The sequence below is a fragment of the Streptomyces sp. NPDC058457 genome, assembly GCF_042720695.1.
Lineage (GTDB): Bacteria > Actinomycetota > Actinomycetes > Streptomycetales > Streptomycetaceae > Streptomyces.
Window position 1 is genome coordinate 77,821 of record NZ_JBHXLU010000012.1, and the last position, 14,716, is coordinate 92,536.

Sequence of the window (14,716 nt, forward strand, 5' to 3'; positions counted from 1 at the left end):
CGCCGTCACACCACCGGTCGCGCCGCCGGTCGTCCCGTCGGTCGCACCGTCGGGCGATCTTCGGCTGTACGTTCGACGCGTATCACCTCCCCCGTACGGGTATCTCCTGAGTCCACGGGGGAGGGAGCACGCGTGAGCGGACGATCGCCGATGCCGCGGCTGCGCTGGCTGATGCGCACGTTACGCACACCGCGCCGCCCGCAGAGCCTCACCGTGCTCGCCCTGCTCACGGCCGTCGCGGCGCTGCTGCTGTGGCGGGCCTCGACGATGGACAACTACGGGCAGAACCTCGCCCTCAACCTCGGCACCGACATCGTCGGCGTGGTCGTCACCGTGTTCGTCATCGGCCCGCTGATATCCCGGGCCCAGGAGGGCCGGGTCCGCGAGCACACCCGGCTGGACTACGAGTGGTTCGCCGCGCAGGTGTACGGCTCGACCTCCAACGTGAAGGTCCTGGACACCTTCTCCAACCTGTTCGGACCGCAGTTCTCCGAGCGCCTGTTCCGGGGCGTCAGATCCGCCACCACGAGCGGCGCCCGGGTGCAGATCCTGCTCCTGGACCCCGACTCCCTCGCGGTCATCCTGCGCGGCCGTGAACTGGGCGAGCAGAGCGCCGACATCCGCCGCGACATCATGCGCAACCTGCGCACCCTGGACGCGTTCGCCCGCCGCCTCGACGCCACCTCCCGGCAGCTCCTTGAGGTACGGCTGTGCTCCACCTCTCCCGGTGTCACCCTCTACCGCTGGGACGAGCGCTGCCTGGTCTCCTTCCTGACCGTCGGCCGGCTCTCCGGCGAGGGCGTCCAGCTGGAGGTCGCGGTCCGCTCCCCGCTGGGCACCTTCGTGGAGCAGCGCTTCGACGAACTCTGGCAGCAGGGCAAGCCGATGGAACGGTTCACCCGCCTCCCCGTCACCCTCGTCGACGCCACGGACGGGCGACGGGAGTTCGTCTGCCACTTCGTCTTCCTCGACGACCGCCTGTACGTCGCCGCCCCCGACCTCGTCACCTACCTGGCCCGCCACCGGCTCGACCAACTCAGCGCCTTCAGCGAGGCGCTGAGCGGGTCAGGCGCGCACGACGTCATCGTCGTCGACGACGAGAGCGAGCTGCATCGGCGGCTCATCCAGCACTTCGGGGAGAAGTACGATGCGCAGGCGGCCGCCTTCGTGGAGTTGCGGCCGTCCACGGTCCTGGTCACGGAATGAACAGAGGGCCCCGCCACACATGAGCTCAGCGCACCACCCCCGCTTTCGCGCCTTCACGCCCCGTGATCTGGACGGTCTGCTGCGGCGCATGCCCCTGACGGACGACCAGCGGCTGGCGCTGCGGGCGGTCTCCTCGGTACTGCCGTTCCGTACCAACGCGTATGTCGTCGACGAGCTGATCGACTGGTCGGCGGTGCCCGAGGACCCCGTCTTCCGGCTGACCTTCCCGCAGACCGGCATGCTGCCCGCGTCCGACGTCCGCCGGATGGCCGACCTGCTGGGCCGGGACGCCCCACGCGCCGAGATCCAGCGCGCCGCGCACGAGATCCGGATGCGGCTCAACCCGCACCCCTCCGGCCAGCTCGACGCCAACGTCCCCGTGCACGAGGGGCAGCGGCTGACCGGACTCCAGCACAAGTACCCGGAGACGCTGCTGGTCTTCCCGCGCCAGGGCCAGACCTGCCACGCCTACTGCACCTACTGCTTCCGCTGGCCGCAGTTCGTCGGCGAGGCGGACCTGCGCATCGCGACCGACGACATCGCGGCCACCGGCTCCTATCTGCGCGCCCACCCCGAGGTCGCCAGCATCCTGGTCACGGGGGGCGACCCCCTGGTGATGAGCACGCAGGTGCTGCGCCGCTACATCGAGCCGTTGCTGCGGATCGACACCGTCCGCTCGATCCGCGTCGGCACCAAGTCCCTCGCCTTCTGGCCGTACCGCTTCACCACCGACCGCGATGCCGACGACCTGCTGCGCCTCTTCGAGGAGGTGGTGGCGAGCGGCCGGCACCTCGCCCTGATGGCCCACTTCACCCACCCGCAGGAGCTGCGCCCGCCCGTCGTCCGGGAGGCGATGCGGCGGGTCCGCGACACCGGGGCCGTGATCCGCTGCCAGGGCCCGCTGGTGGCCGGGATCAACGACAGCGCGGACGCCTGGGCCGAGCTATGGGAGGAGACGACCACGCTCGGCGCGGTGCCGTACTACCAGTTCGTGGAGCGGGACACCGGTCCCCAGGGCTACTTCGGCGTCCCGCTGGCCCGCGGCCACGCCATCTTCCGCGACGCCTACGCCCGCGTCTCCGGCCTCGCCCGCACGGTCCGCGGCCCGGTCATGTCGGCGATGCCCGGCAAGGTCTGCGTGGACGGCGTCACCGAGGTGGCCGGAGAGAAGGTCTTCGCGCTCCACCTGATCCAGGCCCGCGACCCGGACCTGGTCGGCCGCCCTTTCTTCGCCGCGTACGACGAGGGGGCGACCTGGTTCACCGACCTGAAACCCGCGTTCGGGGCGAGCCGGTTCCTGCCGGGGCTGGAGGCGGGCTGACATGAACACCTTGTCGTCTCAGCCCACGGCCGCGGTGGCCTGGCTTTCCTTGATCGTCGCAATGTCACTGTCCGTCGTGGCCGCGCTCGCCGCAGTGATCGTCAAGACGAGAACGGGTACCCCGCTTTCCGAGACCGTGCCGATCGCCCTGGCCTGCTTCGTGGCGTCGATGGGGGTGATCCTGGCGAGTATGTCGGGCGTCGGTCTGCTGCGCAGCTGACGACTGTATTCCGGCGACCGCTGGAGACTGCGCCCCGGGTTTCGGCGGGGCGGTCCGATCAGCCCGCTGTGCCGCCCGGCAGCGAGACGGTGAAGCAGGCGCCGCCCTCGGGTCCCCGGCCGCCGGCGGCGATGGTGCCGCCCAGCCGGGTGGTGAGGCGATGGGCGATGGCCAGGCCGAGGCCGCTGCCGACGGGGCGGATGTCCCGGTAGCGGTCGCGGAGCACGCCCCGCTCGAACGCGACCGCGGCGTCGTCGTCGGACAGGCCGGGCCCGCCGTCGCGGACCTGGATGACGGCGTGGCCGCCTTCGGCGCGCAGCGCCAGGACGAGGGGGCTGCCTTCCGGGGTCATGCGCAGGGCGTGCTCCAACAGCCCGTCGGCGATCTGCCGGACGCGGAACCCGTCCGTGTCGGCGAGGACCGGGGAGTTCGGGCGCTCCAGGCGGAAGCCGACGTGGTGGCGTGCGCACAACCGCGACCAGGTTTCCGCGGCCTCCTCGACCAGGGCGCCCAGGTCGGTGCGCCGGATGTCGAGGCGGAAGTCGTCCGCTTCGAGGCGGGCGAGCCGCAGCAGGTCGCTGACGAAACCGTCGAGCCGCCGGGTCTCGGTCAACGGGCGCCGGTCACGGAGACGGGGCCATAGGGATGCCCGCCTCGATGACCGAGCCCTGGACCACCCGGAAGGTCGTCGACCAGCTGCTCGGCTTCCTCGACGATCACCTGGGTTCCTGACGGGTGCCGGCGCCGTGGGGGTGGCGGCGCTATCGGGGGCTGCGCCCCCGGACCCCCCTTCGGCCTGAACGGCCTCGTCCTCAAACGCCGGACGGGCTGGAGAGTGGTTCTGCCGGGCCTTCGTCCTCAGACGCCGGACGGGCTGGTGAGTGGTTCTGTCCGGCCTTCGTCCTCAGACGCCGGACGGGCTGGTGAGTGGTTCTGTCCGGCCTTCGTCCTCAGACGCCGGACGGGCTGGTGAGTGGTTCTGTCCGGCCTTCGTCCTCAGACTCCCCGAGAGGGGGTACGCCCAGACGGGCTGAGGGAACCTGGACCGGGCTGCCGTTGCTCCGGAGTTGCAGCAGCAGATAGACCGCGCCGCCCACCAGCCCCGACAGCAGGAAGCTGCAGTCCACCCCGCCCGTCAGCGTCAGCAGCGGACCCTCGTACGACGGGAGTGACACCGCCAGGAGTCCGATGCTCGCGCCCAGCTCCCAGGACACCGCGGCCGGTACGTTCCAGCCGGCCCGGTACCAGTAGATTCCGCCCCGGGAGCGCCGGTTGAAGACCTGCAGGGCGTCCGCGTCGTACACGCCACGGCAGCGGGCGAAGCCGATCAGGGTGATGACCGCCCACGCGGTGCCGATGGCGGTGAGCAGCAGGACGAAGGACGTCATCGCGGACTGCGCGTTCCAGGCGATGGGGGTCCCCCCGGGCGCGAGCGAAGCCGAGCGTTTGGGGAGGCCGGCGAAGACGCAGGCGGTGGCGACGATCGCGACCGTGTAGGTGGCGCGGGCGCGGGACGCGCGGGGCAGGATCGCGTCCAGGTCCAGGCCCATCGAGTACAGCATCAGGCCCGCGTTGCCGACCGAACCGGCGGAGGCGGAGAGCAGGAGCGGGACCAGGTACCAGGCGGGGGAGGCCGACACCAGCGGGCCGGCGTAGTCCGCCGCCGCCCGTGCCACGATCGCGGTCACCGACGCCCACCAGCCGAGCCCGAAGGACGGCGGCAGCCAGCCGAAGATGATCACGCCCAGGCAGAGGTTGGAGCCGAGCAGGATCGAGACCAGGTCCTTCGGCCCGCTGGTGCTCCCCCACGCTCTCAACTGCGTTCGAGCGCGGGAGGTACCCCCATCCCGTCCGGGATGGTGTCGACTCCGCGCTGTTCTATCGGCATGGCTGGTCTCCTTCGACGGCCATCGGGGACATCCGGGCTGAGAGTTAGAGCAACGTTCAATGCGGGTTCAATGTGGGCGACTCGCAAGTCGATGTCAATGGTTCCCTTCTCGTGATCCGACATTTAGAGTGGTGTTCTAAGTCGAGGAAGCGAAGGAGGTACCCGAACGTGCGACTGACCCCCACGGAACGTGACCGGCTGCTGCTCTTCGGAGCCGCCGAGCTGGCCCGTGCCCGCCGCGCGCGGGGCCTCAGGCTCAACGTGCCGGAGGCCACCGCGCTGATCGCGGACACCGTCTGCGAGGCCGCCCGGGACGGCCGGCGGCTCGCCGAGGCGATCGAGGCGGCCCGCTCCGTCCTCGGCCCGGCCGACGTGCTGCCCGGCGTCGCCGACATCGTCACCGAGGTGCACGTCGAGGCCGTCTTCGACGACGGGTCGAGGCTCGCCGTCGTCACCGACCCGATCGGGGGCGGGGGACTGGGCGAGGACGCGCCCGGCGCGCTGCTGCCGGGGCCCGAGCACGCCGACCCGGAGGCGGTCGTACGGCTGACCGTCACCAACACCGCGACCGTGCCCGTCTCCGTCACCTCGCACTTCCACTTCTTCGAGGCCAACCCGCGCCTCGACTTCGACCGCGCCGCGGCCTACGGCCTGCGGCTCGCCGTGCCCGCCGGGTCGTCCGTGCGGTTCGGGCCGGGGGAGTCGCTGGAGGTCGGCCTGGTACCGATCGGCGGCGGCCGGGTCGCCATCGGCTTCGCCGGGCTGGTCGACGGGCCGCTGGACGCGCCCGGCGCCCGCGCGGAGGCGTTGCGCCGCGCCGCCGCCTGCGGATACCTGGGCGTACGAGAGGCAGAGGAGGCCGAGCGATGAGCCGTCCCGGAGGGCACCCCGCCGAGGCCCGCCGCCTCACCCCGCACGAGTACGCGGCCACCCACGGCCCCCGCGCCGGCGACCGCGTCCGCCTCGGGGACTCGGGGCTCGTGATCCGCGTCGAGTCCGACTCCCAGCGCTACGGCGACGAGTTCCTGGCCGGCTTCGGCAAGACGGCCAGGGACGGGCTGCACCTCAAGGCCGCCGCCGTCCGCGAGACCTGTGACGTCGTCGTCAGCAATGTCGTCGTCATCGACGCCGTGCTGGGGATCCGGAAGGTGTCCATCGGGATCCGCGAGGGGCGGATCTGCGCGATCGGGCGGGCCGGGAACCCCGACACCCTCGACGGGGTGGACGTCGTGGTCGGCACCGGTACCTCGATCGTGTCCGGCGAGGGACTCATCGCCACCGCCGGGGCCGTCGACACGCACGTCCACCTGCTGTCGCCGCGCATCATGGAGGCCTCGCTGGCCTCCGGCGTGACCACGATCATCGGCCAGGAGTTCGGGCCGGTGTGGGGTGTCGGCGTCAACTCGCCCTGGGCACTCAAGCACGCGTTCAGCGCCTTCGACGCCTGGCCGGTCAACATCGGCTTCCTCGGGCGGGGTTCGTCCTCACACGCGGCTCCGCTGGTCGAGGCGCTGGCCGAGGGGGGAGCCTCCGGCTTCAAGGTGCACGAGGACATGGGCGCCCACACCCGCGCCCTGGACACGGCCCTGCGGGTCGCCGAGGAGCACGACGTCCAGGTCGCCCTGCACAGCGACGGGCTGAACGAGTGCCTGTCGGTCGAGGACACCCTGCGGGTCCTTGAGGGCCGCACCATCCACGCCTTCCACATCGAGGGCTGTGGCGGCGGGCACGTGCCCAACGTCCTGAAGATGGCCGGTGTCCCCAACGTCATCGGCTCCTCCACCAACCCCACCCTGCCGTTCGGCCGGGACGCGGTCGCCGAGCACTACGGGATGATCGTCTCCGTCCACGACCTGAAGACCGACCTGCCCGGCGACGCCGCCATGGCCCGCGACCGCATCCGCGCCGGGACCATGGGAGCCGAGGACGTCCTGCACGACCTGGGCGCGATCGGCATCACCTCGTCCGACGCCCAGGGCATGGGCCGGGCGGGGGAGACCGTCCGCCGTACCTTCGCCATGGCCGGCAAGATGAAGGCCGAGCTCGGCGCCCCGGACGACGGCCACGACAACGAGCGCGTGCTGCGGTACATGGCCAAGCTGACCATCAACCCCGCGATCGCCCACGGCCTCGCCCACGAGGTCGGCTCGATCGAGGTGGGCAAGCTCGCCGACATCGTGCTGTGGGCGCCGGAGTACTTCGGGGCCAAGCCGCAGCTGGTGCTGAAGGCCGGCTTCCCGGCGTTCGGCGTCACCGGCGATCCCAACGCGGCCACCGACACCTGCGAACCCCTCGTCCTGGGGCCGCAGTTCGGGGCGCACGGCGCCACCCCCGCCGACATCTCCGTCGCGTTCGTGGCACAGGCCGCCCTCGACCAGGGCCACGACACCATGCCCACCCGGCGCCGCCGGGTCGCCGTCCGCGGCACCCGCGGCATCGGCCCGGCCGACCTGCGGCTCAACTCCCGTACCGGAGCCGTCGACGTCGACCGGCGCACCGGCCTGGTGACCCTCGACGGCGAGCCGCTCAGCTCGGAGCCGGCCGACTCCGTCTCCCTCAACCGCCTGTACTTCCTGTAAATGTCAAAGCCTCTAAGGACCCCCATGAACAAGGCTGCCTCCGACGGCTTCCGGATGCCCGCCGAGTGGACCCCGCACGAGCGCACCTGGATGGCGTGGCCGGGCCCCAACCCCACCTTCGACGACGCCGACGACCTCATCGCCGCCCGGACGGCCTGGGCGTCGGTGGCCCGCGCGATCCTCCGCTTCGAACCGGTGACGGTGGTGTGCGGCCCCGGTCAGTCGGCACAGGCGCAGACGCTGCTCGGACCGGGCGTCGACACCGTCGAGCGTGACCTGGACGACGCCTGGATGCGGGACATCGGCCCCACCTTCCTCACCAACGGACGCGAACTGGCCGCCGTGGACTGGACGTTCAACGGCTGGGGCGCCCAGCACTGGGCCCGCTGGGAGCACGACGCGAAGATCGCCGCGTATGTCTCGGACCTCGCGGGCGCGCGGACGTACGCCTCGAAGCTGGTGAACGAGGGCGGTGCGATCCACGTCGACGGCGAGGGGACCGTCCTGCTGACCGAGACCGTGCAGCTGGGCCCCGAGCGCAACCCGGGCTGGACGAGGGAGGAGGTCGAGGCGGAGATCCACGGGATGCTCGGCACCCGCAAGGCGATATGGCTGCCCCGCGGCCTCACCGGCGACTACCCCCCGTACGGCTTCGGCACCCTCGGGCACGTCGACATCGTCGCCGCCTTCGCCCGCCCGGGAGTCGTGGTGGCGCACTCCCAGCCGGACCCCGCGCACCCGGACCACGAGGTGACCAAGGAGGTCATCGGCCTGCTGCGGTCCCAGACCGACGCGCGCGGCCGGACCCTGGAGGTCGTCGAGGTGCCGGCTCCGACCGTCCTGGAGGCCGACGGCCACTGGGCCGACTACTCCTACATCAACCACTACCTCTGCAACGGCGGGGTCGTGCTGTGCGGCTTCGACGACCCGCGTGACGAGATCGCCGCCGGGATCTTCCGCCGCCTGTTCCCCGAGCGGACGGTGACGCTGGTGGACGCCCGTACGATCTTCGCGGGTGGTGGCGGTATCCACTGCATCACCCAGCAGCAGCCGAAGATCTAGTTCTGGAAGATCTGGTTCTAGTCGTACTTCGAGGAGCCGAAGATGGCCGGTGGGCGCAGACAGGCCCCGCCCCGCGAGGAGGTGCTCGCCGCCGCCATGACGATGATCGCCGAACGGGGCCTGGAGAAGCTCACCATGGCCGCGCTCGGCCGCGAGGTCGGGATGAGCAGCGGCCACCTCCTCTACTACTTCCACTCCAAGGACGAACTGCTGCTCCAGACCCTGGAGTGGAGCGAGGGCCGGCTGGGCGCCGAGCGCGGCCGGCTGCTCACCCGGCGCGGCACCGCCCGCGAGCGCCTCGACGCCTACGTCGACCTGTACGTGCCCGAGGGCCACCGGGACCCGCACTGGACGCTCTGGCTGGAGGTCTGGAACCGCTCGCAGAACGCCGACGAGGCGGCCCGTGACCGGCAGGCCGCCATCGAGGGCGCCTGGCACCGCGACCTGGTGGCGCTGGTCGCGGAGGGCATCTCGCGCGGCGAGTTCCGGTCCGTCGACCCCGACCGGTGCGCCGCCCGCCTGCGCGCCCTGCTCGACGGTTTCTCCATCCATGTGGCGATCGGGCTGCGCGGCACGGACCGGGCGCAGGTTCTCGGCCATGTGCGCGAGTTCCTGGAAGCGGATCTCCTCGCGGCCGCGTGACCTTCCGCCGCCGCGGCCTCGCGTCCCGCCACCACCAGGGTCGGCGTGGGACCGGACGGCCGGCAGGCCGACCCCGCCCCCACCGCACCCGCGCTGAGCGCCGACGGCCGCTACGTGCCGTTCGTGCCGGCCGGCGGCAACCTGGTCCGCGGCGACCGGGACGCCGTGGCCGACGTCTTCGTGCGCTCCCTGCACCGCTGAGCCGTGTCCGCCGGCCCCGCCTGCGCGTTCGTCCCGGTGGAGGGATCCCGCAGGGGTTCTTCCTCTCCGACTCGCCAGCACACCACGGGGGATCAGCACCTTGACCGTCCGCACCCGCGCCGCCCTCGCCCTGGTCGCCGCCGTCACCCTGGCCGCGACCGGGGCGACGGCCGCCGCCGCACCCGCCGCCGCCCCGCGCACCGAACCGATCAGTGTCACGCCCTCCGGCAAGGCGGGCAACGGCCCCGCCACCGGAGCCGTCATCAGCCGGGACGGCCGCTACGCCGCCTTCGCCTCGACCGCCACCGACCTCCTCCCCGGCGCCCCGCACGGCGGAGTCCTCGTCCGAGACCTGCGCACCGGAAAGCTGACCCACGCGGCCGACGGCACCGACCCGTCGCTCAGCGCCGACGGCCGCTACCTCGCCTACACCACCGCGTCCCAGGGCCTGCGTCTGCTGGACCGCCGCACCGGCCGCACCGAGCGCCTCGACACCGGCCTCCCGGCGGGCTTCGGCCCCGGCAGCCACGCCTACCTCAGCGGCACCGCCCGCTACATCGTCTTCACCGCCACCGGCGACGCGGACGGCCCGGTCGTCTTCCTCCGCGACCGCGACAAGCACACCACCGAACGGATCAGCCGGCCCAGGCCCACCTGGGAGCCGCGCAGCGCCGCCGCCCCCACCGTCAGCGACGACGGCCGCCGGATCGTCTACCAGTACACCTACTCCAACGGCCCGCGCGGCGACGACTGGAGCGACATCCGGCTCTACGACCGCTCCACCGGCCGGTACACCCAGATCGACCGCTCCACCGACGGCTCGCCCACCACCCGTGAGTCCCTGAACCCCGCCCTGAGCGCCGACGGCCGCACCGTCGTCTTCGAATCGGCCGACACCCACCTGGTTCCGGGTGACACCGACAACAGCTGGAACGTGTTCGTGCACCACATTGCCACGGGCGTCAACGACCGTATCCAGGGCTACGGACGGGACGCGGCGGTGAGCGCGGACGGCCGGCTCGTCACCCTCACCACCCACGAGGGTGCCGCCTACCCGGTCTACGTGCGGGACCTGCGGACCGGCACCCGCACCCTGGTGGCCCCCGAAGGGCACGTGGCCCCCGGCGCTGTCACGACCGGCCGTGTCGCCTTCACCTCCTACGACGGCACGCTCAACCCGCGCGGGGACGGCAACGGCGAACAGGACGCGTTCGTAAGGCATCTGCGGTAGCGGACCGTATCGCCTGTGGCGTATGTCACCGTCTGTGACGACCGCATCCTGAGACGGTGAGTGAGCCGGGGGCAGGGCTGTGCCAGACTGCCTCCGTGCTCTCGTTCGCCATGATTATTGGCAGCAGGCGCGCCGGTCCGCAGTGACCACCACGTACGACCAGGTACGGGTGGCCATCGTCGTCCTCGACCCGCGCGCAGACCTCTCGCACCCGCGAGGGGTTTTTTCGTTTTCCGGCCCACCTACAGCCGGACGGCGAGGCGCGAGGGACCATTGAGGGACGGTGGAGCCGGTCATTCCGGTACGACCGAGAAAAGACATCAGGAGCCTAGGGACCATGACCGAGACGGAAACCCACGAGCTGGACGACTCGTTCCACGTCTTCGACACCACGCTGCGCGACGGCGCGCAGCGCGAGGGCATCAACCTCACCGTCGCGGACAAGCTGGCCATCGCACGGCACCTGGACGACTTCGGCGTGGGCTTCATCGAGGGCGGCTGGCCGGGCGCCAACCCCCGGGACACCGAGTTCTTCGCCCGCGCCCAGCAGGAGATCGACTTCAAGCACGCCCAGCTGGTCGCCTTCGGCGCCACCCGCCGGGCGAACGCCAAGGCGGCCGAGGACCCCCAGGTCAGGGCGCTGCTGGAGTCCGGCGCCCCGGTGATCACACTGGTCGCCAAGTCCCACGACCGGCATGTCGAGCTGGCGCTGCGCACCACCCTCGACGAGAACCTGGAGATGGTCCGCGACACGGTGTCCTTCCTGAAGGACCAGGGCCGCCGGGTCTTCGTCGACTGCGAGCACTTCTTCGACGGCTACCGCGCCAACCCCGAGTACGCCAAGGCCGTCGTGCGGGCCGCCTCCGAGGCGGGCGCCGACGTGGTCGTCCTCTGCGACACCAACGGCGGCATGCTCCCCGCGCAGGTCAACGCCGTCGTCTCCACCGTCCTCGCGGACACCGGCGCCCGGCTCGGCATCCACGCCCAGGACGACACCGGCTGCGCGGTCGCCAACACCCTGGCCGCCGTGGACGCCGGTGCCACCCACGTCCAGTGCACGGCGAACGGCTACGGCGAGCGGGTCGGCAACGCCAACCTGTTCCCGGTGGCCGCCGCCCTGGAGCTGAAGTACGGCAAGAAGGTGCTGCCGGAGGGCCGGCTCCGCGAGATGACCCGTATCTCGCACGCCATCGCCGAGGTCGTCAACCTCACGCCCTCCACCCACCAGCCCTACGTGGGTGTCTCCGCCTTCGCCCACAAGGCCGGTCTGCACGCCTCCGCGATCAAGGTCGACCCGGACCTGTACCAGCACATCGACCCCGAGCTGGTCGGCAACACCATGCGCATGCTGGTCTCCGACATGGCCGGCCGCGCCTCGGTGGAGCTCAAGGGCAAGGAACTCGGCGTCGACCTCGGCGGCGACCGCGAACTGGTCGGCCGCGTCGTCGAGCGGGTCAAGGAGCGTGAGCTCCAGGGCTACACCTACGAGGCCGCCGACGCCTCCTTCGAGCTCCTGCTGCGCGCCGAGGTCGAGGGCGGGCCGCGCTCGTACTTCCGCGTCGAGTCCTGGCGGGCCATCGTCGAGGACCGCCCCGACGGCACCCACGCCAACGAGGCCACGGTCAAGCTCTGGGCCAAGAGCGAGCGCATCGTCGCCACGGCCGAGGGCAACGGCCCGGTCAACGCCCTCGACCGCGCCCTGCGCGTGGGCCTCGAAAAGATCTACCCGCAGCTCGCCAAGCTGGACCTGGTCGACTACAAGGTCCGCATCCTGGAGGGCAAGCACGGCACCGAGTCCACGACCCGCGTGCTGATCTCCACCTCCGACGGCAGCGCCGAGTGGTCGACGGTCGGCGTCGCGGAGAACGTCATCGCCGCCTCCTGGCAGGCCCTGGAGGACGCGTACACGTACGGCCTGCTGCGCGCCGGCGTCGAACCGGCGGAGTAGGCCCCCGGTTCAGCAGGAGTCCTCGGCGAGCTTCTCGAACTCGCCGAGGCTCATCACCCGGCCGTCGGCCCAGACCTGGCCGGGCTTCAGCTTCGCCAGGTCGGTCGTGCGGAACGTCAGCGTCGTGCTGTAGTCGTAGTTGAACTCGCCTTTCATGAAGCCGAGTTGATAGGTGTACGCGGCCACCGTGCGCTGCGTCCCGGCGTGCCGGGCGTGCCAGTCGGCCGGCGGGTCGAAGAGCGGGAAGCTCGCGTCACCGGTCCGCAGCGTGTCGTCGACCCGCCAACCGGACAGGTCGCGCCCGGAGCCGTCCCGGGCCCGGGTGCCGGTCAGCGACAGCCCCTCGATCCGGTCGTCACCGCACGGCCGGATGATCGCGTGCGGCATCCCGTTCGCCCCCACCCGCACCGCGGCCAGCGGCAGCTCGACCGCCCCGCACCCGCTCAACAGCAACGCACCGGCGGCCGTGCCCAGCACGGCCGCCGCCCCCGTGGTACGTCTCATGGCGCTCCTACTGCAGGTGCCACTTCTGGTTGGCGGCGCCCGTGCACGACCAGATCTGTGCCCGGGTCCCGTTCGCCGACGAGTTGCCGGTGACGTCCAGGCACTTGTTCGCCGCCGTGTTCACCACATCACCGGTCGAAGAGTTGTACGACCACTGTTGCGCACCGGTTCCGTTGCAGTCGTACAACTGCACCTTGGCCCCGTCCGCCGTCGAGGCCGACGTCACGTCGAGGCACTTGCCGAGCGCCCGGACCGTCCCGTCGGACTGCACGGTCCACTGCTGGGCGGTGGAGCCGTTGCAGTCGTAGAGCTGGACGGCCGTGCCGTTGGTGGTCGAACCGCCCGCCACGTCCAGGCACTTGCTCGCCAGCCCCACGAAGGCGCCGGTCTGGCCGGAGCCGCCCGACTGGGTGCCGGACCAGGTGAAGGTCGCCGAGGTCTTGCCGGGGAGCGAGTAAGTGGCGTGCTGGGTACCCCAGTTGATGGTCACCGTCTGTGCGCTCGACGAGTCGTTGTAGGCGATCAGCGCCTTCGAGCCGTCCGGGTTGCGCCAGGCCACGTTCGGTACGGCGGTGGACGCGGTGGAGGCGATCCGCTGCGCGCCCGGCCGTACGAACTTGGTCAGGTGGCCCATGTCGTAGTACTCGACGGTGTAGTCGACCGTCCCGCTGGCGCCGTCCCCGTTGTGCACGGTGATCAGGCCGGTGCAGGTGCCGCAGCCGCCGTTGTGCGGGCCCATGTTCTGGTCCACGGCCAGCGACCACTTGGTCACCGACTTCGCCCAGTTACGGGTGTAGTCGATGATGTTGGACATGTCCTCCTTCTGCTGGTTGGCGACCCAGGTGCCGCCGGAGTGCTCGGTGCCGAAGGCGTCCAGCGTGGGGTACTGGTTGTGCACGGTGGTCTGCTCGGAGACGTCACCGCCGTAGCCGTGCCAGGCGATCCCGCCGAAGTTGGGGTGGTTGCGGATCGTCGAGTCGTTGACGAGCGCGGCCGCGTAGGAGTCGTACACGTCCCAGTTCCAGTCGTGCGCGAGGACCTTGGTGGACAGGCCGGCCGACTGGAGCTGCGGCAGCAGGTCGTTCTTGAGGAAGTACTGCAGCCCGGACGCGTTCCAGCTCATCGACGGGTAGCCGGAACAGCAGGTGGGCTCGTTCTGCGGGGTGACGTAGGAGACGTTGACGCCCTGCGCCTGGTACGCCTGGAGGTACTTCACGAAGTACGCGGCGTAGGCGGCGTAGTCCTCCGACTTGAGCCAGCCCCCGTTCAGCGAGCCGCTGTCCTTCATCCAGGCCGGCGCCGTCCATGGCGAGGCCATGACAGTCAGAGAGGGGTTCAGCTGGAGCGCCTGCTTGGTCAGCGGCACGACGTCCGCGAGGTCGTGCGAGATGGAGAAGCTGTTGAGGTTCGGGTCGGTCTGCCCGGCGGCCACGTCGTCGTACGTGTACCCGTACCGCGCCAGGTCGGAGGCGCCCATCGGATTGCGCAGGAACGACAGCCCGATCCCGTTCGTCGGCGAGAACAGCTTCTGCATGGTGGCGTCCCGGGTGGCCTGGGACAGCGCCCCGCTGCTGTTCATCAGCCAGGCCGCGGTGTCCGTGAAGGACGCGCCGCCGCCGGTGAAGGTCTGGTAGCGGGTGTTCTCGTCGACGGTGATGTTCGTGCCGCTGCCGCCGGTTCCGGAGGAGAAGGCGAACGGCGTCTGCGCCTGGAGAGCGCGGGTGACATGGCGTCCGGCGGAGTCGTCGGTGGTGGTGAGGTACGCGGTGACCTGCTCACCGGCCGCGTGCGCCGGCGGCACGACGGCGCTGAAACCGGCCGCGGTGAGCAGTCCGGCCAGGAGCAGCCGCAGACTGCGGGGTGTTCTTCTCGTCGGCATGTGGGGGGTGCTTCTCATGGGCACATCGCCCTTCC

13 protein-coding genes and 1 pseudogene are annotated in these 14,716 nt (G+C 71.3%); 10 read left to right on the plus strand and 4 right to left on the minus strand.

The annotated features are described in order from the left end of the window. Positions 1–132: 132 nt before the first annotated feature. Genes ACFWPS_RS13015 through ACFWPS_RS13025 form a run of 3 tightly spaced genes read left to right on the plus strand, consistent with a single transcriptional unit; the run spans position 133 to position 2,747 of the window. The gene (locus ACFWPS_RS13015; RefSeq protein WP_383704186.1) at positions 133–1,206 is read left to right on the plus strand and encodes a hypothetical protein; all 1,074 of its coding nucleotides are present in this window, start codon (positions 133–135) and stop codon (positions 1,204–1,206) included. A gap of 19 nt (positions 1,207–1,225) precedes the next feature. Next, complete coding sequence (locus ACFWPS_RS13020; protein WP_383704188.1) at positions 1,226–2,527, plus strand: KamA family radical SAM protein; 1,302 nt, start codon at positions 1,226–1,228, stop codon at positions 2,525–2,527. A 1-nt stretch (position 2,528) separates the two neighbouring features. Continuing rightward, positions 2,529–2,747 carry a hypothetical protein gene (locus ACFWPS_RS13025; protein ID WP_383704190.1) on the plus strand — a complete coding sequence of 73 codons (219 nt, stop codon included), beginning with the start codon at positions 2,529–2,531 and terminating at the stop codon, positions 2,745–2,747. 58 nt (positions 2,748–2,805) lie between these two features. Here the strand turns inward: ACFWPS_RS13025 and ACFWPS_RS13030 are convergent, their stop codons facing one another. Together ACFWPS_RS13030 and ACFWPS_RS13035 are read right to left on the minus strand one after the other, a co-directional pair. Continuing rightward, a complete protein-coding gene (locus ACFWPS_RS13030) occupies positions 2,806–3,360 on the minus strand; it encodes a sensor histidine kinase (RefSeq protein WP_383704192.1) in 555 nt (184 codons plus the stop codon). 337 nt (positions 3,361–3,697) lie between these two features. Next, positions 3,698–4,495, minus strand: a pseudogene (locus tag ACFWPS_RS13035) (cytosine permease); the annotation flags it as partial. A 308-nt stretch (positions 4,496–4,803) separates the two neighbouring features. On the opposite strand from ACFWPS_RS13035, the gene ureA reads away from it, so the two are divergent. The 7 genes from ureA to cimA all read left to right on the plus strand — a co-directional run bounded on the left by ureA (position 4,804) and on the right by cimA (position 12,298). Then, entirely contained in the window at positions 4,804–5,505 is a 702-nt protein-coding gene (gene ureA, locus ACFWPS_RS13040) for an urease subunit gamma (protein ID WP_383704194.1), read from the plus strand. Then, on the plus strand, positions 5,502–7,214 hold the full coding sequence (locus ACFWPS_RS13045; RefSeq protein ID WP_383704196.1) for an urease subunit alpha: 1,713 nt from the start codon (positions 5,502–5,504) through the stop codon (positions 7,212–7,214). The genes ureA and ACFWPS_RS13045 overlap by 4 nt, the downstream gene beginning before the upstream one ends. Before the next feature lie 24 nt (positions 7,215–7,238). Beyond that, on the plus strand, positions 7,239–8,276 hold the full coding sequence (locus ACFWPS_RS13050) for an agmatine/peptidylarginine deiminase (protein WP_383704198.1): 1,038 nt from the start codon (positions 7,239–7,241) through the stop codon (positions 8,274–8,276). Positions 8,277–8,318: 42 nt separating this feature from the next. After that, positions 8,319–8,918, plus strand: a complete 600-nt coding sequence (locus ACFWPS_RS13055; protein WP_383704200.1) for a TetR/AcrR family transcriptional regulator — start codon at positions 8,319–8,321, stop codon at positions 8,916–8,918. A 45-nt stretch (positions 8,919–8,963) separates the two neighbouring features. Beyond that, the gene (locus tag ACFWPS_RS13060) at positions 8,964–9,119 is read left to right on the plus strand and encodes a hypothetical protein (protein WP_383704202.1); all 156 of its coding nucleotides are present in this window, start codon (positions 8,964–8,966) and stop codon (positions 9,117–9,119) included. A 100-nt stretch (positions 9,120–9,219) separates the two neighbouring features. Then, positions 9,220–10,350 carry a hypothetical protein gene (locus ACFWPS_RS13065; protein ID WP_383704204.1) on the plus strand — a complete coding sequence of 377 codons (1,131 nt, stop codon included), beginning with the start codon at positions 9,220–9,222 and terminating at the stop codon, positions 10,348–10,350. 337 nt (positions 10,351–10,687) lie between these two features. Continuing rightward, positions 10,688–12,298 carry a citramalate synthase gene (gene cimA, locus ACFWPS_RS13070; RefSeq protein ID WP_383704206.1) on the plus strand — a complete coding sequence of 537 codons (1,611 nt, stop codon included), beginning with the start codon at positions 10,688–10,690 and terminating at the stop codon, positions 12,296–12,298. A 9-nt stretch (positions 12,299–12,307) separates the two neighbouring features. On the opposite strand, the gene ACFWPS_RS13075 is transcribed toward cimA, so the two are convergent. Next, complete coding sequence (locus tag ACFWPS_RS13075; RefSeq protein ID WP_383704208.1) at positions 12,308–12,802, minus strand: hypothetical protein; 495 nt, start codon at positions 12,800–12,802, stop codon at positions 12,308–12,310. Between the two features lie 7 nt (positions 12,803–12,809). Continuing rightward, a complete protein-coding gene (locus ACFWPS_RS13080) occupies positions 12,810–14,681 on the minus strand; it encodes a ricin-type beta-trefoil lectin domain protein (RefSeq protein ID WP_383704210.1) in 1,872 nt (623 codons plus the stop codon). Positions 14,682–14,716: the final 35 nt, after the last annotated feature.